The sequence below is a fragment of the Cobetia sp. 5-11-6-3 genome (assembly GCF_013374055.1).
In the GTDB taxonomy this organism is placed as follows: Bacteria; Pseudomonadota; Gammaproteobacteria; order Pseudomonadales; family Halomonadaceae; genus Cobetia; species Cobetia marina.
In genome coordinates this window covers 444,090-467,291 of sequence record NZ_BLWJ01000001.1, presented here as the reverse complement: position 1 = coordinate 467,291, position 23,202 = coordinate 444,090, and the positions used below count along the sequence as shown (strand labels likewise).

At 65.8% G+C, this 23,202-nt stretch carries 18 protein-coding genes; 16 read left to right on the top strand and 2 right to left on the bottom strand.

The genetic code is table 11. The features are described from left to right. Positions 1-72 precede the first annotated feature (72 nt). From HXS66_RS01870 to sixA, 11 genes are all read left to right on the top strand, one after another. On the top strand, positions 73-459 hold the full coding sequence (locus HXS66_RS01870; RefSeq protein ID WP_084209092.1) for an MAPEG family protein: 387 nt from the start codon (positions 73-75) through the stop codon (positions 457-459). A 2-nt stretch (positions 460-461) separates the two neighbouring features. Then, positions 462-1,643: a PaaI family thioesterase gene (locus HXS66_RS17420; RefSeq protein ID WP_255303050.1), complete on the top strand. Its 1,182-nt coding sequence runs from the start codon at positions 462-464 to the stop codon at positions 1,641-1,643. A 286-nt stretch (positions 1,644-1,929) separates the two neighbouring features. After that, positions 1,930-3,813 (top strand): molecular chaperone HtpG, encoded by a 1,884-nt coding sequence (gene htpG / locus HXS66_RS01855; RefSeq protein ID WP_141392148.1) that lies wholly within the window; start codon positions 1,930-1,932, stop codon positions 3,811-3,813. Positions 3,814-4,269: 456 nt separating this feature from the next. Beyond that, a complete protein-coding gene (locus HXS66_RS01850) occupies positions 4,270-5,064 on the top strand; it encodes a glucosaminidase domain-containing protein (RefSeq protein WP_176502739.1) in 795 nt (264 codons plus the stop codon). Between the two features lie 69 nt (positions 5,065-5,133). Next, positions 5,134-7,227: an AAA family ATPase gene (locus tag HXS66_RS01845; RefSeq protein WP_176502738.1), complete on the top strand. Its 2,094-nt coding sequence runs from the start codon at positions 5,134-5,136 to the stop codon at positions 7,225-7,227. Positions 7,228-7,261: 34 nt separating this feature from the next. Next, positions 7,262-8,908 carry a YdiU family protein gene (locus tag HXS66_RS01840; RefSeq protein WP_176502737.1) on the top strand — a complete coding sequence of 549 codons (1,647 nt, stop codon included), beginning with the start codon at positions 7,262-7,264 and terminating at the stop codon, positions 8,906-8,908. Positions 8,909-9,515: 607 nt separating this feature from the next. Further along, entirely contained in the window at positions 9,516-10,748 is a 1,233-nt protein-coding gene (locus HXS66_RS01835; RefSeq protein WP_218015133.1) for an NAD(P) transhydrogenase subunit alpha, read from the top strand. Further along, positions 10,745-11,077, top strand: coding sequence for an NAD(P) transhydrogenase subunit alpha (locus tag HXS66_RS01830; RefSeq protein WP_077372330.1), 333 nt, complete (start codon positions 10,745-10,747; stop codon positions 11,075-11,077). Before HXS66_RS01835 ends, HXS66_RS01830 begins: the two co-directional genes overlap by 4 nt. Further along, positions 11,077-12,465 carry an NAD(P)(+) transhydrogenase (Re/Si-specific) subunit beta gene (locus HXS66_RS01825; RefSeq protein ID WP_077372333.1) on the top strand — a complete coding sequence of 463 codons (1,389 nt, stop codon included), beginning with the start codon at positions 11,077-11,079 and terminating at the stop codon, positions 12,463-12,465. The genes HXS66_RS01830 and HXS66_RS01825 overlap by 1 nt, the downstream gene beginning before the upstream one ends. A gap of 309 nt (positions 12,466-12,774) precedes the next feature. Continuing rightward, positions 12,775-13,902, top strand: a complete 1,128-nt coding sequence (locus HXS66_RS01820) for an NAD(P)H-dependent glycerol-3-phosphate dehydrogenase (RefSeq protein WP_176492988.1) — start codon at positions 12,775-12,777, stop codon at positions 13,900-13,902. 141 nt (positions 13,903-14,043) lie between these two features. Next, a complete protein-coding gene (gene sixA, locus HXS66_RS01815; RefSeq protein WP_077372339.1) occupies positions 14,044-14,553 on the top strand; it encodes a phosphohistidine phosphatase SixA in 510 nt (169 codons plus the stop codon). A 118-nt stretch (positions 14,554-14,671) separates the two neighbouring features. Here sixA and HXS66_RS01810 read toward each other — a convergent pair whose 3' ends face one another. Both HXS66_RS01810 and HXS66_RS01805 read right to left on the bottom strand, forming a co-directional pair. After that, positions 14,672-15,622: an AEC family transporter gene (locus HXS66_RS01810; RefSeq protein WP_176492989.1), complete on the bottom strand. Its 951-nt coding sequence runs from the start codon at positions 15,620-15,622 to the stop codon at positions 14,672-14,674. Positions 15,623-15,668: 46 nt separating this feature from the next. Continuing rightward, positions 15,669-15,857, bottom strand: coding sequence for a hypothetical protein (locus tag HXS66_RS01805; protein WP_176492849.1), 189 nt, complete (start codon positions 15,855-15,857; stop codon positions 15,669-15,671). Positions 15,858-16,066: 209 nt separating this feature from the next. Between HXS66_RS01805 and HXS66_RS01800 the strand changes: the two genes are divergently transcribed. The 5 genes from HXS66_RS01800 to HXS66_RS01780 all read left to right on the top strand — a co-directional run bounded on the left by HXS66_RS01800 (position 16,067) and on the right by HXS66_RS01780 (position 23,198). Continuing rightward, entirely contained in the window at positions 16,067-17,251 is a 1,185-nt protein-coding gene (locus tag HXS66_RS01800) for an ABC transporter ATP-binding protein (protein ID WP_176502736.1), read from the top strand. Beyond that, complete coding sequence (locus HXS66_RS01795) at positions 17,248-19,965, top strand: GldG family protein (protein WP_176502735.1); 2,718 nt, start codon at positions 17,248-17,250, stop codon at positions 19,963-19,965. Before HXS66_RS01800 ends, HXS66_RS01795 begins: the two co-directional genes overlap by 4 nt. Beyond that, positions 19,962-21,209 carry a DUF4340 domain-containing protein gene (locus HXS66_RS01790; protein WP_176502734.1) on the top strand — a complete coding sequence of 416 codons (1,248 nt, stop codon included), beginning with the start codon at positions 19,962-19,964 and terminating at the stop codon, positions 21,207-21,209. The genes HXS66_RS01795 and HXS66_RS01790 overlap by 4 nt, the downstream gene beginning before the upstream one ends. 97 nt (positions 21,210-21,306) lie before the next feature. Further along, a complete protein-coding gene (locus tag HXS66_RS01785) occupies positions 21,307-22,245 on the top strand; it encodes an alpha/beta fold hydrolase (RefSeq protein ID WP_254696434.1) in 939 nt (312 codons plus the stop codon). Then, positions 22,242-23,198 (top strand): alpha/beta fold hydrolase, encoded by a 957-nt coding sequence (locus HXS66_RS01780; RefSeq protein ID WP_176502733.1) that lies wholly within the window; start codon positions 22,242-22,244, stop codon positions 23,196-23,198. The genes HXS66_RS01785 and HXS66_RS01780 overlap by 4 nt, the downstream gene beginning before the upstream one ends. Positions 23,199-23,202: the final 4 nt, after the last annotated feature.

The window sequence follows — 23,202 nt, the reverse complement described above, 5'->3', positions numbered from 1 at the left end:
CGTCGTGCCGGTGACATGCACACGCGCCCTGGCGGACGATGCCTTTCATGACGAGTCTCGAGGAAATCCTGCATGCTGATCTATGCCTGTCTGCTGTTCGCGGCGCTGATGCTGGTGCTGACCAAGGCGCCCGTCGCCTGGGCCCAGCAACGTACCGGACGCTATGACAACCATGACCCCCGCGCGCAGCAGCGCGAACTCACGGGCTTCGGGGCGCGTGCGCTCGCCGCGCATCAGAACAGCAACGAGGCGTTCCCGCTGTTTGCCGCCGGGGTGCTGGTGAGTGTCATCGTCGCACCCGGCGCGCCGATCGCCACCACTCTGGCGGTGATCTTCGTGCTGGCGCGTCTCGGGTACTGGGGCTGCTATCTGGCCAATATCGCGCTCTTGCGCTCCCTGCTGTGGGGCGTCGGCTATCTGGTCTCCCTCGCGCTGATCGCGATACCGCTATGGATGTGACGGTGACGGCGTTGGAGGCGACGGAAGACGGGCCGCACAGTCTGCTGGGGCTGGCCGTCAATCGCGCTGACGTGCCGGCGGCGGGAGGAGGGCTGGATGACGCCAGCTGGGTGAGGGCGCTGACGGGGTTCGTGAGCTTCATTCCGCATACCGCGAGATTGCAGGTCAGTGTCGATGAGGTCGCCGCGCCAGCCGTGCGCATGACGTTACCCTGGCAGGCGGCACTGGTGGGGGACCCGCATCGCCACCTGGTGCACGGCGGCGTGCTGACGATGTTCGCCGACACCCTGTGCGGCAGTGCCGTCCTGACGGGCCTTGAGCGTCCGGAAGTCTGCCCGACGCTGGATCTGCGCCTCGATCATTATCGTCCCGGGGTGGAAGGCATGGCGTTGATCGGCGAGGCACGCGTCCTGCGTGTCACCGAGTCGATGGTCTTCACCGAAGCGCAGATCTGGCAGCAACAGGGCAAGCTTCTGTGTCGCGCCATCGGCAACTTCGTTCGCCTGGGGGCGCGCAATACGCCTCCGGGATTTGGCGAGGCGCTGATGGCCGCCGCGCAGGGTCGCCCATCGACGGGGGCGGCCGGCTCTGTCATCGATGACCCGCAGAAGACCGCTGACGACGAGGCGCTCCCTGCCGTGTCGCAGCCGTTCGTCAGCCGTCCGGGGAACGGGCTGCAGCATGCCCGGCGTTTCGTCGAAGGCCAGCGCACCCGAGGGGATCTTGCCGACCTGCTGGCAAGCCTGCCCTACGCCAGAGCCATCGGGCTGGGCCTGTGCTCCCTGGCGCCCTCCTCGTTGGCAGAGGATGACCCGCTGCCGACCACCCCGCTTCGCTATGCGATGGCCGCCATGCCCGAGAACGTCGGCAACCCCATGTTGCCCGCCGTGCATGGAGGCGTGCTGGCGGCCGCGATGGAGACGGCCGCCACGCTCGAGGTGCTGCGCTTGAATGGCCGTGGAGGGCGTCAGGCGCGTCTGCCCAAGTTGATCGATTTCTCCATCGATTATCTGGCCACGGCGCGGGGTGACAGTGTCACGCGCATCGATTGTGAGGTGCTGCGCGAGGGGCGGCGCATGGCCAACGTGCGCGTCAGTGCCTGGCAGCACTCCAGTCAACGGCCGGTCGCCAGTGCGCGCATGCATTTCGTGCTGGAACCTCTGGCAAGAGAAGAAGAGGCCTGATCCTCAGCCACCTTCGTCAGCGACACCTCAGGGCACCCCGCGCGGGTGCCCTGTCGTCTCACGCCTGGCCTGACGGAACCTGCTGAAGGAATCAGCGCGACGCCGAGCGCAATATGCTGCCTCTAGTGCCTTGAAATCGTTCATCCTTGCCCCATATCTGGTCCACGAGAGCGTGACTCGACCCGTCCCCGAGAATGACGGGCGAGCCTTCGCCACCACCTTGCAGCGGTGACGCAGGTTGCCGCCGGTTTCCACATCAGGCACAGACATAGAGGGGTCCTTCACGATGACCACCGCCACCCACACCGAAACACATGGCTTCCAGACAGAAGTGAAGCAGCTGCTTCACCTCATGATCCACTCGCTGTACTCCAACCGCGAGATCTTCCTGCGCGAGCTGGTCTCCAATGCCGCGGATGCCTGCGACAAGCTGCGCTACCAGGCGCTGGACAACGATGCCCTCTACGGCAACGACAGCGAGCTGCGCATCGAGATCGAGCACGATGCCGACGCGAAGACCATCACCCTGCGTGACAACGGCATCGGCATGAGCCGCGATGACGTGGTGGCCAATCTGGGCACCATCGCGCGCTCCGGTACCGCCGAGTTCATGAAGAATCTGTCAGGTGACCAGCAGAAGGATTCGCGTCTGATCGGTCAGTTCGGTGTCGGCTTCTATTCCGGCTTCATCGTCGCCGACGAGATCACCGTGCGCACCCGTCGCGCCGACCTCGATGCCGACCAGGGTGTCGAGTGGAAGTCCCGTGGCGAGGGCGAGTTCAGCGTGGCGGACATCGAGCGCGCCGAGCGCGGTACCGAGATCGTGCTGCACCTCAAGGACGATGCCCTCGAGTTCGCCGATGAACATCGCCTGCGCAACCTGGTCACCAAGTACTCCGATCACATCGAACTGCCGGTGCGCATGCAGCGTGTCGAGAAGGACGAGGAAGGCAACGAGCAGATCCACTGGGAAACCGCCAACTCCGCCACTGCGCTGTGGGTGCGCTCCAAGTCCGAGGTCAGCGACGAGGAGTACAAGAACTTCTACAAGCACGTCTCTCACGACTTCTCCGACCCGCTCAGCTGGAGCCACAACAAGGTCGAGGGCAAGCTCGAGTACACCAGCCTGCTGTTCGTGCCGGGTCGTGCGCCGTTCGACCTCTACCAGCGTGATGCCGCGCGTGGCCTGAAGCTCTACGTGCAACGCGTCTTCATCATGGATGACGCCGAACAGTTCCTGCCGCTGTATCTGCGCTTCATCAAGGGCGTGCTGGACACCAATGACCTGTCCTTGAACGTCTCGCGTGAGCTGCTGCAGCAGGACCCGCAGGTCGACAAGCTCAAGTCCGCGCTGACCAAGCGTGGCCTGGACATGCTCAAGAAGCTGGCCAAGGACGCCGAGCAGTACCAGACCTTCTGGAACCAGTTCGGCTCCGTGCTCAAGGAAGGCCCGGCGGAAGACTACGCCAACCGCGAGAAGATCGCCGAGCTGCTGCGCTTCTCCACCACGCATACCGACAGCGCCACTCAGGATCAGTCGCTGGCCCAGTATGTCGAGCGCATGAAGGAAGGTCAGAGCAAGATCTACTACCTGGTCGCCGACAGCTTCAACGCCGCCAAGTCCAGCCCGCATCTCGAGATCTTCCGCAAGAAGGGCATCGAGGTTCTGCTGCTGACCGACCGTATCGATGAGTGGCTGATGAGCCACCTCACCGAGTTCGACGGCAAGTCCTTCGCCGACGTCGCCAAGGGCGATCTCGATCTCGGCGATGTCGAGAACGAGGAAGAGAAGAAGGCCCAGGAAGAGACTGCCAAGGCCAAGGAAGATCTGGTCAAGCGTGTCAAGGAAGCGCTGTCTGATAGCGTTCAGGAAGTGCGTATCACGCACCGTCTGACCGATTCCCCGGCCTGCGTGGTGCTGCCGGAGCACGAGATGGGCTACCAGATGCGCAAGATGATGGAAGCCGCTGGCCAGCCGCTGCCGGAAGTGAAGCCGATTCTCGAGCTGAACCCGGAGCACGCCCTGGTCTCGCGTCTGGAAGGCGGCGAAGGCGACTACTTCACCGACCTCGCTCACGTGCTGCTCGATCAGGCCATCATCGCCGAAGGTGGCGCGCTGGAAGACCCGGCCGCCTACGTGCGTCGCCTGAACGGCATGCTCAGCGCCTGAGGCGACTGACCGAACACGTCACGTGGAGGCTCGAGTGCCCGTCGTGACAGGTCGTTCGTGACCGGCCATGCTTGACGTGATGCCCCCGCAGCCCCGGCTGCGGGGGCATCGTGCGTTTCAGGCATCGTGCGTTTCAGACATCGTGTATTTCAGCAACCGTGCCTGTCAGCCTGTCAGCCTGTCAGCCTGTCAGTCTTTCGTGTCGCTGGCGATGAGATGGGCTTCTCCAGACGGCATTTTTGGGGTTTCATGCAGCCTCATGAGATACGCTGCCAGTGATTATGCGTCTTGGATGTGTCCATTCTCATCACATGTCTCATCAAATGAGCGCCGCGCATGACCTACCTGCTTTCCTGTCGACTCCCGAACCGCCGTCAGTCCCTGCAGCCTCTCGCGATGGCTCGTGGCCTGCGGGCTGCCGGCGAGCGACTCCTGCGCCGTTTTGCCAGGTCACGCATGCAACGTCGATCCGGCCTCTGCCTTTTGATGGTGGTGATGGCCGTGTGCTCGGTCGCCGAGGCGGCACGCCTGGATGACGAGCTGCTGGTCAGGGACACCACCCATCAGATGCCGGACCTGCGTGTCCTTGCTGCCGGCAATCCACGCAAGGTCGCCTTCTTCGAGCTGATGATCCCGCTGGTGGTGGCCCAGAATCAGCGTCTTTCGGAGCAGCGTGACTGGCTGCAGGCGATGCGTCGGCGAGCAGGCGAGGCCGGCAGAGACTACAGCGAGCGTGAGCAGGAGCGATTGAATGCCCTGTGCGAGCAGGCGCAGCAGCGCTGCAGCGTCAGCGCCGCGGACATCGGCATTCCCTGGGACGACCTGCTGGCGAGCATCGATACCCTGCCACTGGACATGGTGATGGTGCAGGCCATCGAGGAGTCCGGCTGGGGGACGTCCGGTCACGCCCGCAACGCCAACAATCTGTTCGGCATGCGCTGCTTCACCTCCGGCTGCGGTACCGGCCGGGCAGGGCGTGAATATCAGCGCTTCGAGAGTCTGGAGGCGGGGCTGGCCGCCTATTACCAGAACCTCAATGCCAACCCGCGTTATGCCAGGATGCGCCAGCTGCGGGCCCGCCTGCGCAATGCCGGTGAACGGGTGCGCGCCGAGGATCTCATCCCGATGCTGGGCGCCTATTCGACCCGGGGCGAGGCCTACTTCGCGACGCTCAATGAGCTGTTGCGCTGGAATCGCGGCCTGATCCGTACCGTGCGTGAGCGCCTGGCGGCCAATGGTGTCTTGTCGTGAGCCCTGGTGCTGGATATCGTCCTGCGTGAATCGCTTGTCCCACGGTCTGACAGAAGGGATCATGCCCCGATGCATCTGAGCAATGATCAACGGCGGATTCTCGCCCACCCCTTTCCCTCGCGACTGCGCGATCGCACGCCGGCCACCAGTGCCGAGAACAGCGATTGCGTGGTGGTGCGAGCCTGTGCCGGCAGCGGCAAGACCGTCCTGATGGTAGAGCTGGCGCGGACCTATGCCGATGAGATCCTCATCTATACCTCACTCAACCCGGCGGTCGCGGGACGTACGGCCAGCCAGCTGCCGGCCAATGTCCAGTCCCTGTCGTTGCACCAGCTGGCGCGTCAGGCGCTGCAGGAAGAGTACGGCGACAAGCTCAAGCGGCAGCCGGACATCACGCGCAGACTGTTGCCCCAGAGCCTCAACTGGCTGGGCAGCCTGTCCAGTCAGTCGCGCAGCCTGATCGCCCAGGGACTCAATACCTTCTTCACGCTGAGTGATGCCGTGCCCATGCCGGAGCATCTGCCGGAGGGCTGCGCCGACCGCTTGAGCGCCAATGAGCTGCGCCAGCTGGTCGAGAGCATGCGACTGGTGTGGGAGTGCCTGCTGGACCCGGCGGACCATCAGCAGGCGCTGTCCTTCAATGCCTTGCTCAAGCTGTGGTCCCAGCATGGTCAGTCGCTCGATGCCGATCTGGTCATGCTGGATGAGGCCCAGGACGCCACGCCGGCGCTGCTGGCCATGCTGAGACGTCAGCGCTGTGATCTGCTGCTGATCGGCGACCCACACCAGAGTCTGGCACGCCAGGCCGAGGGGCTGAGCTCGCTGGATTCGCCGCTGCTTGGCGATGCCACCGTCTACTCCCTGCCGGGGGCCTGGCGATTCGGGCCGTCATTGGCCGCGCTGGGAACGCGTCTGGCGGCCTGTTCCCCGACCTCGCGTGAGCAGGCCATGAGCGGTCTCGGGCCTGCCACGCGTCTGGCGGCACCGGGCGTGCGTGAGGCCTTGCTGACCGCCGGCGCGCGACATGCCGTGATCAGTGCCGGGCCCATCGCGGCGCTGGGTGAAGCGCTGGCACTGCATCAGCGTGGCATCGCGGTGGCATGGCTGGACGGCATCGAAGGCTATCCGCTGGCGGGTCTGCTGGACCACTGGCGCCTGTGGCGCTGCCACCAGCTAGCGGAGCAGGGCGACAGGCACGAGCAGCAGCAATGGTGGCGTCAGTTGCCGCCAGCACTGACGCGGCTTGGCCAGACCCCGGCACAGGTGCTGGGGGCTCTCGCGCGTCTCGATGATCATCAGGCGCGCAGCCTGCACGAGCTGGCCTCCTGGTACGCGCAGGCGCCGCTGGATCAATGGATAGGCGAGCTGCGCAGGCAGGATGGTGATCTGCAGGCCGCCATCCTGGCCGACCAGACCGTCACGCTGCCTTGCGTCATGCTCGGGACCGTCTTCCGCGCCAAGGGCCTGGAGTTCGATTGCGTCGTGCTGGCGGATGACCTGATGTTGCCCGGTGAACGACAGCAGCTTGCCAATCAGGTGCTGGTCACCAATCTGACCTACACCGCAGCCACGCGGGCACGACAGCTGCTGGTGCTCAACGAACGGCTGAGCCACTGGTGGCAGGCGCAGGCCGAGAGTGAGCGCTTCTCTCTGATCCAGGAGTTGTCCGCCGAGATGCTGGCGATGTGGCGTCCGGCCGTGAGGGGGCAGGCGGCGGGGGCTGCCCATGGCAGCCGTGCCCCTCACCCCTGGTGGGGACGTGCGCGGCTGGCCGAGCTGGCCCTGACGCCCCGCAAGCGTCTGATGCTCAAGCGGACTCATCAGGCCGTCGACGAACCAGTGCGTCCGACTCGGGCCGCCGCCGAACACCGACAGACCGGTGCCGAGCTGGCCCCCGACGTGCAGACCCGCCCTCGTCACGACGACGGCCTCCAGGCGCTGGAGCGTCAGGCGCACAGGGACAGCACGGCGCGCAAGCTGTATGACATGGCCAGCCAGTTGCCGCCGGGGCGTCCGCCAGGGGGGCTGCGTAGCCTGTTGACCCCTGAAGCGCCTCCCGCGACAGCCCCTAGGGCTGGCAGTGACGAGGAGCGTGGCTCCCGTGAATCCCCGGATGGGGTCGTCACGCCCCCGCGTCCGCGCGACCCGCTTTCCGATGAATGAATCCAGCGAAGACAGCCCGGCTGTCGGAGATAACGTGCCTGATCTGATGTCATTGAGCTTCAACAACCGCTACGCCCGTCTGCCGGAGCACTTCTTCAGTCGTGTTGCGCCGCAGCCACGTCAAGGCACTCGCCTGGCCGATGTGAGTCCTGACTGCGCCCGCCTGCTGGGCCTGGACTCGCTGGTGGCGGAAATGGCGTCAAGCCGGGAGGATCGCGAGTCACTTCGCCTGCTGATGGCGGGGGAGCGCCTGCTGCCGGGCATGGACGCACTGGCCCAGAAGTACACCGGGCACCAGTTCGGTCATTACAACCCGCAGCTGGGCGATGGGCGCGGCATGCTGCTCGGTGAGCTTCAGACCGAGAACGGCAGCGTCTTCGACCTGCATCTCAAGGGAGCCGGGCGTACGCCATATTCCCGCTTCGGTGATGGGCAGGCGGTGGTGCGCTCCAGCGTGCGCGAGTATCTGGCCAGTGAGTACATGGCGGCGCTGGGCATCCCGACCAGTCGCGCGCTGGCGTTGGCGGTGAATGCCGAGCAGGTCCAGCGCGAGACGCTCGAGCCCGGTGCCACCGTGCTGCGGGTCTGCGAGAGTCATCTGCGCTTCGGACATTTCGAGTGGCTGGCGCACTCCGGCCGTCACGCCGACCTCAAGACGTTGATCGACCATGCCCTGCGGGAGCACTTCCCGGAGTGTCTGCCCGACACGGAGAAAGGGGCATCGCGCGCAGGTGAAGCGCCCAGCGCGCCGCTGGCGGATGAGACGCGCATCGCCGCCGCGCTTTTGATGTTCGAGACAGTGATCACTCGCACCGCGAAACTGATCGCGGCCTGGCAGGCGTATGGCTTCGTGCATGCCGTGATGAACACCGACAACATGTCGCTGCTGGGACTGACCTTCGATTATGGCCCCTATGCCTTCCTCGATGGCTACGAAGAGAATCTGATCCCCAACCATACCGACCAGGCCGGGCGCTATGGGTTTGCCCAGCAGCCGGGCATCGGGCTCTGGAATCTGGAGCGCCTCGGGATTGCGCTGTCCCCGCTGATCGATGTGGAAGCGCTCTCCGCCGCGCTGGGCGCCTATGAAGGCGAGTTGCAGCGCGAATATGCTCGCCTGATGCGCGCGCGTCTCGGGCTGCCGGATTCCCGGGATGAGGACATGACACTGGTGCAGCAATGGCGTGAGCTGCTGGCGGCCGGCAAGGTGGATCACACCCACGCCTATCGTCTGCTCAGCCATTGGGATGTCACGCAGGCCGCGCCGGAAGCGCTGGTCGTGCGCCTGGCGGGCGAGCGTGGGCCGCACGGCAACTCGGCACAGGCGCGCGATGAAGCCTCGGCCTGGCTTGCACGCTATCAGGCACGTGTCATGGCCATCGGGCTCTCCGCCGATGATGAGCGCCAGCGGCGCCTCGCCATGCTGGGTGTGAACCCGCTCTACGTGCCGCGCACGCATCTGTTGCTGGAAGTGATCGCGCGGGTCGAGCAGGGCGATGACACGACGCTCGAAGCGTTCCGTGAGCGCCTGAGTGCTCCGTTCCATCGTCCTGAAGAAGGCAGTCTCGAGGCGGCGCAGGCACTCGGTCAGGCGCAGGGTGTCGAGGCGGAACTCGTCGATGACTGGACACGCCCGCCGGCGGCGAATGCCGCGCCGATCTGCATGAGCTGCTCTTCCTGAGCCGCGCCTGGCGAGAGGGCTGGACCGCTTTCTGACAGTGCAAGCGCTGGCCGAGCATCCGCTGGGCGCAATGCCGGGATCATGCACTGGTACTCACCTCGGCGCCATCACGAGGGGAGGCTGCTTCGGTGGCATCCCGTTTCCCGTGGCAATGGCGGCAACAGCCATAAGCTCGAGATTATGCGATGCATAACACAAAGCTGAGCTATTCTTGGAAGGGCCTGATTCACAAACTCATTGGAAATCAGTCGCTTGGCGAGATGTGGAGTGTCGTTCAGGCATAAGCTCACTGTTATGTCGCGCATAACGTTAGCTTTATGATTGATTTTATTGCCTTTTTTGCAATGCAGCGCTTGACCCTGATACACCGACGAGAAAAGACTGATACTGGACACTCATCGTGTCACAGGGGATGTCAGGCCTCTTGGCCGTGCGTGACCCGCGGCTTGCGATTGCGGCACGCCTCACCTGTGACAGACAATAACGTCGCTGAAAGCGCATCGGGCAGGCAGGGATGACGCGAATCAGCGCTCAACAGGAACGACGCCATGAACCTTTCAAGGCTGGCAGCCTCTGGCATGAACATGGATGTGAAACGAGGTGCGCGATGCTGAATATTCTTGTCGTGCGTGAAATGCGTGCGCCCGATACTGTCTCGCAGGCCGCAGACGGACAGCAGGGCAGCGCAGACCCCACCCTGGCGCGCGGAGAATGTCGTGTCGCGCTGGACCCGGTGACGGCCGGCAAGCTGGCGCGTCATCTGGACAGCGCCATCGCTGACTCCGGCGACGCCATCGTGCACGTGGAGAGCGGCGCCGGGCGCCATGCGCACTTCGATGATGCCGCCTATGCCGAGCAGGCCGGAGTCGCCATCGTCGCCGAGCAGGACATCCCGGCGGCACGTGCCGCGGCGGACCTCATCCTCTGCGTGCGTACGCCCAGCGAGTCCCAGATCAACGACTTCCGTGAGGGTGCTGTCATCGTGGCCCTGATGACGCCGTATCAGAATCCGCAATTGATCCAGACGCTTGCCCAGCGCGGGCTGACCAGCCTGTGCATGGAGTTCGTGCCGCGCATCTCGCGTGCCCAGAGCATGGATGCCCTGTCCTCCCAGGCCGCCGTGGCCGGCTATCATGCCGCACTGCTGGCGGCCAACGAGTCCTCGGTATTCTTCCCGATGCTGACCACCGCTGCCGGCACCGTGCGTCCGGCACGTGTCGTGGTGGTCGGGGCCGGTGTCGCGGGGCTGCAGGCCATCGCCACCGCCAAGCGTCTCGGCGCGCAGGTCTGGGCCTATGACATTCGCGCAGCCGCCCGTGAGCAGGTCGAATCGCTGGGGGCCAAGATGATCGATACCGGTGTCGATGCCTCCGGTGAGGGCGGTTACGCCCGTGAGCTGACCGATGAGGAGCGCGCCCAGCAGGCCGAGGCACTGGCGCGTCACATGGGCGATGCCCATGTGGTGATCTCCACCGCGGCGATTCCGGGGCGTCCGTCGCCGCGCATCATCAGCCGCGAGATGGTCGAGGGCATGAAGCCCGGCGCCGTGCTGGTGGATCTGGCGGCGGAAGGGGGCGGCAACTGTGAGCTGACCCAGCCCGGTGCCCGGGTCGAACATGGCGGCGTCACGGTACTCGGCCCGCTGGACATGACCTCCAGCCTGTCGGTCAATGCCAGCGAGATGTACGCCAAGAATCTCTTCAACCTGCTGACACCCTTCATGAAGGATGGCGAACTGTCGCTGGACTTCGAGGATGCGGTACTCGGCCCGATGCGCCTGACCGAAGCGGGTCGCATCACCCACGATGACGTACGCGCTCGCGCGGAGGACGCCGCATGATCGAAGGACTCTCAGCCATATACATCCTGATGCTGGCGGCCTTCGTCGGCTACGAGGTCATCTCCCGGGTACCGGTGATCCTGCATACGCCGCTGATGTCCGGTTCCAACTTCATCCATGGCATCGTGCTGGTCGGGGCGATGATCGCCCTCGGCCAGGCCGAGACCGGCATGCAGCAGTTCATCGGCTTCATCGCCGTGCTGCTGGGTGCGGGGAACGCGGTGGGCGGCTACGTCGTCACCGAGCGCATGCTGGAAATGTTCAAGGCCAGTGATCGCAGCAAGGGCGCTGACGCGGCCAACGCCATCAACGACAAGGAGGCTCGCTGATGAACTGGCTGGTCGAAACAGGATATTTCGCCGCGGCGGTGGTCTTCATTCTGGGCCTCAAGCGCATGTCGCACCCCACCACGGCGCGCAGCGGCATCCACTGGGCCGGGATCGCGATGGTCGTGGCCACGCTGCTGACCTTCCTGCACCCGCAGATTGACGGGCGCTACGGGCTGATGCTGCTGGCCATCGTGATCGGTGGCGGCATTGCCTGGTACTCGGGCAAGAAGGTCGCGATGACCGACATGCCGCAGATGATCGCCATCTACAACGGCATGGGCGGCGGCGCGGCGGCGGCGATCGCCGCGGTCGAGCTGATGCGCATGAGCGACAACCCGGGACTGATCGAGCAGCACGGCTCGCTGGCCCTGTGGCTGGGCGTGCTCGGCGCCTTGATCGGTGCGGTGGCCTTCTCCGGTTCCATCATCGCCTGGGCCAAGCTGGACGGGCGCATCAAGAAGGCTGTCCATTTCCAGAATCAGCAGCTGATCAACATGATCGTGCTGGGCCTGGCGATCTATCTCGGGGTGGTGATCGCGGCGGTGGAGCCGTCAAGCTCGCTGGTGATCGTGTTCTTCGTGCTGGCACTGCTGTTCGGCGCCATGCTGGCACTGCCCATCGGCGGCGCGGACATGCCGGTGATCATCTCGCTGTTCAATGCGCTGACGGGCCTTGCGGTGGCAATGGAAGGTTTCGTGCTGGGCAATGCCGCGATGATCATCGCCGGTACTGTCGTCGGGGCGGCGGGTACGCTGCTGACCCAGCTGATGGCCAAGGCGATGAACCGACCGATCCGTAACGTGCTGTTCAAGCAGTTCGGTGGCGCAAGCGGCGCGGAGCAGGGCGAGATCGAAGGCAGCATGAAGGCTTCTGATCCGATGGACGCTGCCGTGCAGCTGGCCTTCGCCGAGCGCGTCATCATCGTGCCGGGCTATGGTCTGGCGGTGGCCCAGGCGCAGCACAAGGTCTGGGAGATGGTCGAGCTGCTGGGCGAGCGTGGAGTGGAAGTGCGCTTCGCGATCCACCCGGTCGCCGGTCGCATGCCGGGCCACATGAACGTGCTGCTGGCGGAAGCCGGGGTGCCCTACGACATGATCGCGGACCTGGACGAGATCAACAACGACTTCGAGAACACCGACGTGACGCTGGTCATCGGCGCCAATGACGTGGTCAATCCGGTCGCCAAGAACGATCCCTCTAGCCCGCTGTACGGCATGCCGATCCTCAATGCTGATCAGTCACGCAACGTGCTGGTGATCAAGCGTGGCCAGGGAGCAGGCTTCTCGGGTGTCGAGAATCACCTGTTCTATCTGGACCACACGCGCATGGTCTATGGCGATGGTCAGAAGGTGGTGGGCGACATGATCACGGCGCTCAAGACACTCTGAACTGACTGCCGGGCGGTGATCGCTGCCTGATGCAAGACGCGATGGCCATCGGCCTTCGTGACGACGCCGGCAACTTCCGGGGCTCCTGCCTTGAGAGTTGCCGGCGTTTTCGTGTTCGCCATCCCTCATCAAGGAGAGTTGAATATGACGTCATCGCCACCACTGTCAGGATGTCATCGCCCACGCAGGCTTTGGCTTGCGAGGGCAGCCCGACAGGTGCCGACGACAGGCACTGACTAGAGGTACAATGCGCGACAGTTGCCGAATCCGCGTTTCTTTCTCCTTCTTACGCCACTACCAGGAGTCTTCATGTCTGCCTCTTCACCCGCTCCTCGTCGCGCCATCCGTGATCGCGAGCTTTCGGAAAGTGCACCGCAGGCAGCCGGCTTGAATGTCTGTGTGCTGGGCGGCGGCAGCTTCGGCACCGCGATCGCCTCGATCGCCGCCGACAATGGTGCCAATGTCACCCAGTGGATGCGTGATGCAATCCAGGCCGAAGAGGTCAACACCGAGCACCGCAATTCGGGCTATCTGCCGGATTTCGTCATCAACTCGGCCGTGCGGGCCACCACCGACATGGCAGAGGCCCTCAAGGAGGCGGAACTGGTGTGCGTGGCGATTCCCTCCAAGGCGTTTCGCAGTGTGGTGCGTCAAGCGCGCCCGCATCTGCGCGAGGAGCAGATTCTGGTCGCGACCACCAAGGGGATCGAGAGCGAAGGCTTCACCCTGATGAGCGAGGTGCTGGAAGAGGAAACCGGCTTCTCCCACATCGGCGTGCTCTCCGGCCCCAATCTGGCCAGTGAGATCGCTCAGCGTCAGCTGACCGCGACGGTGATCGCCTCGGATGACCCCTACACCCGCGCACGCGTACAGACGGCCTTCGGCTGTGATTACTTCCGGGTCTATGCCAGCAATGATCGCTACGGGGTGGAGCTGGGCGGGGCGCTGAAGAACATCTACGCCATCGCCGCGGGCATGGCGGCGGCCCTGGGCATGGGGGAGAACACCCGCGCCATGCTGATGACACGGGCGCTGGCCGAGATGAGCCGTTTCGCCGTGGCCAAGGGCGCCAATCCGATGACCTTCCTCGGCCTGGCCGGCGTGGGGGATCTCATCGTCACCTGCTCGTCGCCATTGTCGCGCAACTATCGGGTCGGCTACGCCCTCGGGGAGGGGCGTACTCTGGATCAGGCCGTGGAGGTGCTGGGGCAGGTCGCGGAAGGTGTCAATACGGTGCGACTGGTGCAGGATGAGTCAGAGCGTCTGGAGATCTACATGCCGCTGGTGAATGGCATGGCCAAGGTGCTCTTCGAGGATGTCGATCCTCACCACATGGCCCGCGCCCTGATGGGCGGTGAGCAATCCACGGATGTGGAATTCGTGCTGTCGCGCGAGTCCGTCAAGCAGGCGCGTCAATTGGAACCTGATGGCTCCTGAAGACTCCCAATTCCATGGGGTGGCATCGGCTGAGTGGTGCCATCCCGTTCCTCGCTCGGCGCTCCGGCCGTGCGAGCACTGTCATCGACCGCCGAGGGCGGATCTTCGTCCCGCGCGGTAGTCACCCTTCAGGAGAAAGCCATGAGTGTATTGATCATGCGTCACGGGGAGGCAAGCTCCGGCTCGCCGGACGCCAGCAGGGAATTGAGCGCCCGAGGGCGTGAAGAAGCCCGCCGCATGGGGCAATGGCTGGCGCATCAGTTGCCCGCGGAACGCCGTGCCCGTCTGACCCTCGTCGTCAGCCCCTTCACCCGTGCCCAGCAGACGGCGCAGGAAGTCTCCTCGGCGCTCAAGCTTGCCGGTGAGCAACAGACGACTCTGGAAATCATCACCCCGGATGACCCGCTCACGCCGGTGCTGGATTGGCTGCAGACCCACGTCCCGCCCTGCAGCGAGGCGCGTGAGCCGCGTGACTGGCTGATCATCAGCCACAACCCGCTGGTGTCGAGCCTGGCCAGTGCGCTGGTGGATGGCCCCGGCAGCACTCAGCTGGCCTTTGCCACCGCGAGTCTGGCGTGGTTGGATGCCGATATCTGGGCGGCAGGTCTGGCGGACCTGCACCACTTCGTCAGCCCGGCGGAGCTTGACTGACACACGCGCAGGCGCGTGCCCGGGACCGGGACCGGGACCGGGACATGAGCTTCAGACGCAAGCGCCCCCGTCAGCCATTCGCTGTCGGGGGCGCTTGCGTTGCGTCATCCGAAGGGTGCTAGACCAATCCGCTCAGCTTGAGGAGGAAGATGCCCAGGGTGATGGTGAGCGCGGCCATCAGGGTACTGATGGCGATGATGTTGGCGGCGAGGCGATCATTGCCGCCCATGGCCCGCACCATCACGAAGCTTGCCGCCGCCGTCGGTGAGGCGAAGAACAGGAACAGCACACCGAGTTCCGTGCCGCGAAAGCCCAGCAGCACGGCGAAGGCCGTGGCCACCAGTGGCACGCTGACCATCTTCATCAGGCTGGCACTCAGCGCCAGCTGGCGGCCTTCACGCAGTGAGCGCATCGAGAGGGTGCCGCCGATGCAGATCAGCGCCAGCGGCAACGTCATGCGCGCGAAGTAGTCACCGGAGGTTTCCAGCCACTGTGGCAGCTGCCAGCTGAACGCCGCGAAGGGCAGCGCCGCCAGGACACCGAGAATCAGCGGGTTGGTGATGATGCCGCGCGCGATGGCACTCCAGCTGGTGCGGCCATCGCCCAGATAACTCGATAGCACCACCACTGACAGCATGTTGTAGGACAGGATGACGACGCCCATCAGGATGCCGCCCATCGACAGGCCGAGGTCGCCATAGAGGTTGGCTGCCAGTGCCAGCCCGACGATGGCACAGTTGCCACGAAACGCCCCCTGGACGATCTCGCCGCGCTCCTTCAGCGGAATGCGCCAGATGGCCCAGCCCCACAGCAGCAGGAAGGTCCCAAGCGTGGCGCAGGCGAAGTAGAGCAGCATGCCGGGGCGCAGGGCGTGGTCGAGGTCCGCTCGCACGATGGACAGAAACACCAGTGCGGGCATGGTGCCCTTGAAGACCAGGGAAGAGGCGGTGCCGATGAAGGTGTCATCGATCCAGCCGAGACGCTTGAGACCCAGTCCCAGAAATACCATCGCGAAGACCGGCACGGTGATGTTGAGTGTCGCGACGAACAGCGCCAGCATGTCGTTCATTCCAGTCTCTCGCTCATGTCAGTCTCTCGCTCATGTCAGTCCGCCCTCAGATCAGCCAGAAGCCGGTGATCAATGCTGCCGCCAGCAGTGCCCAGAACAGGCGATTGCGCAGGCGTGTGTCACGCTGCGGGCGCCTGGTCGAGCGCTCGTCCGTGGAAGACTCCAGGTCCTCGGGTGTCGGTGAGGCGTTCGAACGGGAGCCGCAAGAGGGCGAGTTGACGTGCGGATCGGGCATGGGAACTCCTGGAAGGGTGAGCGCGTGGTCCCGGCGCCTCACGGATGTCCGGCGCCTCGCCTTGCGGCAGAATAGCGCCAGCATATCAGGATTTTGCAGCGCAGCAGACTGGAAGGCGCGCGCCCGGCTTGGCGAGCGCAGGCTGTCCGCTTACCCTGTGCTGCAATCTTTCGGGCGCAGGCCCCACATCATCACAAGGAGCGGGTAACTTGCAGGACCCATACGCGACCTCTGCCGCATCGTCTTCCGTGCCCTTGCCTCATCAACCTGCGCCTGTGCCACTGCTGGCAAGCCGGGGGCTGGGGCGTCAATTCGGCCTTCACCAGGCCGTGTCCGGACTTTCCTTCAAGGCCTTTCGCGGCGAAGTGATCGGTCTGCTGGGGCCCAATGGCGCCGGCAAGACCACCAGTCTGCGCATGCTGGCAGGCACCCTGGCGGCAACCCATGGCGAACTGACGCTCGAGGGAGAGGCCTTCGATGGGCGAGCCGGTCAGCGTCAGCTCAATCGCCTGAAGCGACGGATCGGCTATCTGCCGGAAGGGGCACCATTGTGGCCGCAGCTTACCGTGCGCGAGACGCTCGAGTGCGTCGCGGGCCTGCATGGTCTGTCGCGCAGGACTCGCAAGGAGCGCCTGCCTGCCTTGATGGATCGCCTCGACATCACGCCGTTCGCCAATCAATTGTGCGCCGTGTTATCCAAAGGCTATCGCCGGCGCGTGGCACTGGCGATGGCGCTGACCCATGACCCGGACATCCTGCTGCTGGATGAGCCCACCGATGGGTTGGACCCGCTGCAGAAGGACAGCGTGCGCGCCTTCATACGTGAGCTGGGGCGCGAGCGTCTGATCATCGTCTCCACTCATCTGCTGGAAGAGGTGCCGCGCATCTGTGATCGTGTGCTGGTCATGGCCAACGGCCAGCTGGGCTTCGATGACACGCCGGCGGCGCTGGCGGCCCTGTCCGTCAGCGAGGCGGTGCCCAGTGCCTATCGTGAGCGACTCGGTGCCGCTCATGGCGGCACGTCGCCCCTGCCGGTGTGGCGGGTGATCCTGAGCCGTGAACTCAGCGAGCTGGAACTGGCCAGCGTCTCGCGGCTGCCCGGTGTCGCGGCCATCACCGCCGTGTCGCCCGAGGGCGCCGAGCGAGTGTCCCGTTCAGGGCGACGCCTGATGGCGGACCCGGCCTATCGACTGGTGGGCAGGCCCGGGCAGGACCCGCGCTCCGCGCTGGCGCGGTGGTGCAGCTACATGCAGATACGGCTCGACGAGTGCGTGCATGAGCGGGGGGACATCGAGGTGGCATTCCGTCAGCTGGTGGCGCGCATGGCCGAGCAGCCCGCGCCATTGCCGCGCGTGAAGCGCCCCCTGGATGCGGATCAGGAGGTATCGTCATGAGGGCGATGATGGCGCTGGTGCGGCGTGACCTGCATCAGGCAATGACCCAGGGGGCCAGCTGGTCTCTGCTGGTGGTGATGGCGGTGCTGGCCCCGCTGGGGGCCTTCGAGGTCGGTGATCTTCTGGCACGTGATCGTGCGGACCTGGGAGCGCTGTGGCAGGTATTGCCATGGCTGCTGGTGCTATGGACACCGTTGCTGGCCCTGCGTGGCTGGCCGGAAGAGCGCGCCAATGGCCTGCTTGAATGGCTGTCAGGGCTCGGGCTTGGTCCATGGCGGCTGGCGGGCGCCCGCCTGGCAAGCGCCTGTGTGCTGGGCTGGCTGGGCCTGGCGATGACGGCACCGTTGCTGGTGCTGATCCACTGGCTGGGCGATCCCGATCTCGGCCTTGTGCTCAGCGGGTATCTTGGCATGGCGCTGTTGGTGATGGCACTGGCAAGTCTCGGTCAGGCGCTGGCGGTCCGTGCGCCCTCGGCGCTCTCGGCCTGGCTGGGGGCACTGGTGCTGGGGCTGGCGTTGATGCTGCCGGGCACGCCGGCAGTGACCGCACAGCTGGCGCGTCATCTGGCGCCACACTGGGTGCAGCTGCTGGATCTGATCAGTCTGCCGGCCCATCTCACGCCCTTCAGCGAAGGGCGTCCCGCGCTGCTGGATGTCGGCTACTTCCTGTCGTTGACCCTGGCCGGTCTGGTGCTGCAGGTGCGTGGCCTCAAGCAGGAGCGCAACACGCGTCGGCAGGCGCCCCAGTGGCTGGTCGCCCTGGCCGTGGCATCAAGTGTCACGGCCGTGCTGCTGGCCGCCCAGCGTCTGCCCGCCATGGTATCCCCGAGTGGGTCCAATCCGCTGATCACGGCGCATGACCTCACCGATACCCGCCAGCACAGCCTGAGCCCTGCCAGCCGGGAGCTGCTGTCGCGGCTGACATCCCCCGTGACGCTGACCTTCGCCTACAGCGAGCGCTTTGCCGCGGACCTCCCGCAGCTGCGGGAGCTGGCGACACGAATCGAGACGCGTCTGGGCGCCTTCGCGCGTGAGCCTCAGGTGCGCCTGAAGCGGGTGGACCCGCAGCCGGACAGTGCCGATTTCACGGATCTCGAGGCCCAGGGACTCACGGCGCTTTCGCTGCCTGGCGGTGAAAGAATGCTGTTCGGTCTGATCATCGATGGCCCCTATTCCGAGCGCCGTGCGATCCCGATGCTCAAGGCCTCCGATCTCGGCGGACTGGAAGCGCAGGTCGCGCGTCAGATCCAGGAAGTCTCGCGCACCCAGCCACCCCGTCTGGGCGTGATCTCCAGCCTGCCGGTGATGGGTCAGCCGAGCATGGAGCAGGGCCGGGCACTGGGCAGCTGGGGGCTGATGGAACGTCTCAATGCCCGCCTGCGCATCGATTGGCTGTCCGGCGGGGATGACCCGGCGCGCCCTATCGGCGATCAGGATGCGCTGCTGGTGATCGCCCCGCGCCTGTTGCCGACGGCGACGCTGACGGCGATCCGTGACTATCTGGATCGTGGAGGGCGAGTGCTGATGATGCTGGACCCGCTCCCCGAGATGCTGGATCAGCCAGCCCCGGCCTCCGAGGCTCTGAGCGCCTTGCTGGCCCATGCAGGACTTGAGTCACGTGCCGACGAGGTGGTGGCGGACACCCGACTTGCCTTGCCGATCGGTCTGCTGGACGGCACGCGCGCCCTCAGTCCGACGCTGCTTGGCATCGGCCCGGACCGTCTGTCGGATGCCTTGCTGAACCAGAATGTCGATCAGCTGGTGATGTCCAGCGCCGGTTGGCTGGCCCCACGTGAGGAGACGGCGGAGACACCGTCAGCGACCTCGCGGCAGTGGCTGATCCGAGGGGCCGACACCACGCGCCTGCTGCCGGCCGACAAGGTGTACGCCAACCGCATGGACCCGCGGCCGTTGTCCGGCCTGTCTGGACAGGGCGTCGAGGAGGGTGGGCTGGCGGTGCTGACCCACTGGCCGGCGCCAGTGGAACAGGGGGCGCGTGACGACGGGCATGAAGACGGGCGTGAGGGCCAGCTGCTGGTGGTCAGCGATGTCGACATGGCCAGTGATCGCCTGTGGCGGCGCAGCGCGGCGGACGGCAGTGAGCGCGAGCTGAATGCCAATGCCCGTTGGCTGGAGAACGCGGTGGATGTGCTGGCGGGCAGCCCGGAGCTGGTGGCGCTGCGTGCCGGTGCCCATCAGGTGCGCGAGTTGACGCGACTGCATCAGCTGGCGGATCGCCAGGCGGCCGAGGAAACCCGTCTGCGCAATGACTGGCAGTCGCGCCTGAGTGCACTGGGGACTGCCCCGGTGGCCGACAAGGCGGAGGCGGCACACCAGCGAACGGCACTGGATGACATGCAACAGGCGTTCGAGAGCGCACTCGCGCGCCAGCAGCGCGCGGCGAATGCCGAGCGTGATGACCTGCGTCGCAGGCTTCGTCTCTGGACCTTGCTGGCGCTGCCGGTGTTGCTGGGCCTGTTGGGTGAGCTGATCTGCTGGCGGCGCTATCACGCGAGCCGTCGAGCGGGCTATCGCCCTGCCGGGCGGCTGTCCGGCCATCGTCAGCCCGGTCGTCATCGCCTCGGTGGCGGGGGACTGTCCGCGTCCACCAGCGCCGAGACGGCGTCGGCATCCGGCAGACCGGACTCATCCAGCACGTCTGACCGATCCGCTGAGGATCATCGCGGCGAGCGCCGCAGGGGAGATGACGCATGAGTCGCTTCAATCGCGCCGGATGGGCACTGACAGCACTGGCCTCGTTGCTGGCGATCGGGGCTCTGACGCTCGGCCCGCGTGAGTCGGGCTCGTTTCCGGATGCCGGGCCAGGCGCTCCGCTTCAGGAGGGCGAGGCCTCAAGCGCCATCCTGACACCGCTGCCGGCGTTGTCGCATGTCGCCGCGACGGCGCAGAGAATCGGCATTCGTCGCCATCCCGATGAGGCGCAGGACTGGCTGAGTCTGACGCGAGACCCGAAGGGGGATTGGCAGCTGGCATCACTGGGCAACTGGCCGGCGCGTCAGGACAAGGTGACCGGGCTGCTGCACCAGCTGAACGAGGCACGCCTACGCACGCGCAAGCCCGCGACTGACCAGGCGCTTCAGGCGCTGGGCCTGGCGGGGCAGTCTCCGGTAGTGAATGTCACCGGCAGTGATGGTGAGGTGAGTCTGCAACTGGGCGGCACGCCGTCGGCTGCCCGCAGTGGTGCTGATGCCTTGCCGGGGCGTTACGTGCGCTGGCTTTCGCTGCCGGATTCGCCGGTGCTGGAACTGTCTCGCGACATCGGCTTGCCGGACTGGCGGGGCGGCCTGGCGGCAAGCGAGGTGCTGGATCTGTCCGCATTGCTGCACGAGAGGCAGGGGCCGCCCGCGCTGAGTCGTGTGGAGGTGCGTCTGGCGCCTCATCCGCAGGCATCCCATACCCCGCACACGCGAGGGCTTGCCCCCGACAGCGCGGCGGCCGAGGCCCTCATGGCGGCGCTCTCGCCCCTGAACCAGAACGATCTGCGCCTGCGTGTCGCGCAGGCGGACTGGCAGCCGGCGGTCACGCTGACCCTGAACTGGTCCCACGCCGCGCGGCAGTATCGCCAGCCGCCATCGCGGGATGATCACCTGCAGCTGACGCTGTCCATCGCATCCGGCAGCAAGCCCTGGGCGCGTCTGACCCTGGAGGGCACGCGCTGGCCGGCGGCTCTGGTACGGCGTCTCGCGGCGGTGGAGATCCAGGTCAACGGTGCGCTGCGCGAGCGCTTGATCGGTCTGGGCAAGGTCATCGAGACCCATACCGGGCCTCATCCTGGCGTGTCCGCTGGCTCGGCAGAGGCGGGCGGTAGCCTCGAGGCGGGCAGACTGTCGCCAACGGCGATTCAGGCCGCTCTGCAGGCGGCTTCCCGAGCGAGCGAAGAGGTGGCTTCGACGGCGGATGCCAGGTCTGCCGCGCAAGGTGAGACATTAGGCGAGTAGCGTGGTGGCGGTGGGGCTGGCATGCTGGGAGACTGGGTCAAACGACCGTTTGCTCTGTGGCATCCGGCGACACCGCCACGCAAGGTGAGGAGACTTCATGATGACAGTGCCATCCCGCAATGCCTCATCAGCATCCGCTGGGCAAGCCGCCGTGGCGGGGGCCGTAGAGGTCACGCCGCAAGCGGAGCCTCGGGAGGTGTCCGAGCCGCGAGAGTCACGTCCGCTGCTGGCGTTTGCCCATGCCAATGGCTTCACCGGCGCCTGTTACAACAGCCTGCTGGCCCCGTTGGCCGAGTCGTTCGATCTGCTGCCGGTGGACAGGCTGGCGCATGATCCCGCCTATCCGGTGGGGCGCAATCTGATCGCGTTGCGTGACGAATGGCTGGCCTGTCTGGACACGGCGCTGGGGCCGGTGGGCACGCCGGACAGTCGCAAGGTCATCGGGGTAGGGCATTCGCTGGGAGGCGTGGTCAACTACATGGCCGCGCTCAAGCAGCCGGCGCGTTTCCACTGCGTCATCCTGCTTGACCCGCCCTTGATGCTGGGGCGTGATGCCATCGGCCTCAAGATCGCCAAGCGCTTCGGTTTCATCGACCGTGTCACGCCTGCAGGGCGCACGCGTGGGCGGCGCGCCCGCTGGGACTCGCCTCAGGCGATGCATGATTACCTGCGTCGCCGCTCGCTGTTCGCCAACTTCACGCCCCGGGCACTTGCGGACTACATCGAGCATGCCACGCATCGCCACGGCGATGGCAGCCTGTCGCTGAGCTTCGATACGCGTCACGAGGTGGAGATCTTCCGCCATCTGAGTGATCACCTCACGGGGTCCGTGGCCAGGCTCAAGGTGCCGGTGAAGATACTGGCAGGTGAGCAGTCGGACCTCTTGACGCCACCGCGCATCGCCAGGCTCCAACGGGCCGGGCTTGAGGTCGCCACGGTGCCGGGCGGACACATGTATCCCTTTGAGCATCCTGATCTGACGCGTGAGGCGCTGCTGGCGACCCTCTCGCAATTGGCACCGGAGTTGATGGCATGAATTCCACGACGGGCACATCACGCCCATCCCCTCGTCCCTTGACGTTCACGCGGCGCTGCGGCGGCGAGATAGCGGCGCTGGAGTGGCGCTCCGAGCAGGTCAGCGCTGACGCCCCGGTATGGCTGGCGCTGCACGGCTGGCTCGACAATGCCGCCAGCTTCACGCGCCTGGCACCTCTGCTGTGTGAGCGACTAGGCATCCGGATCGTGGCCATCGACCTGGTCGGGCATGGTCGCTCGAGTCCCCAGGGGCCGGATGGCGACTATGCGGTGTGGGATTATTGTCACGATGTCATCGAAGCGTTGGAAGGGTTGCGAGGCGAGGGCATGTCGGAGGCACCGGTCACCTTGCTGGCGCACTCGCTTGGCGCTGCCGTCGCCGGACAAGTCGCAGCGGCCCTGCCGGAGCATGTCGCCCGACTGGTGCTTATCGACGGTATCGGGGCGCTGGCGACACCGGCTGACAAGGTGGTGGGGCAGTTGCGCCGTGGCCTGCTGGCGCGTCATGCGCGTCCGCTCTCGCGAGAGGCCTCAGGGAGCCAGCCGTCGCGTCGTGCGCACTATCGTGGCATCGAGGAGGCGGTGGCGGCGCGTGTGGCTGGTGGCGTCACGCCCGTGGATGCCGAGACGATACGCCCGGTGGTCGAGCGCAACCTCGAACCCCTCGAAGAGGGCTGGCGGCTGTGCAGTGACCGTCGTCTGCTCAGACCCTCGGTGATGCGCTATACCCCGGAGCAGGTACTGGCGCTGCTGGCCGCCGTCAATCAGCCGGTGCTGCTGATCGAGGGGGAGCAGGGTATCCTGAGGGAGCGGCCCGAAGCGCAGCTGGCGCGAGCGGCCGTGCGCGGGCTGGAGCGTTGCGTCCTGCCCGGCGGCCATCACCTGCATCTGGAGCCGGGACATGTCGCGGCGGTCGCGGCACGGATCATCGACTGGACCGTCGCGGGCGAGTAGTCCG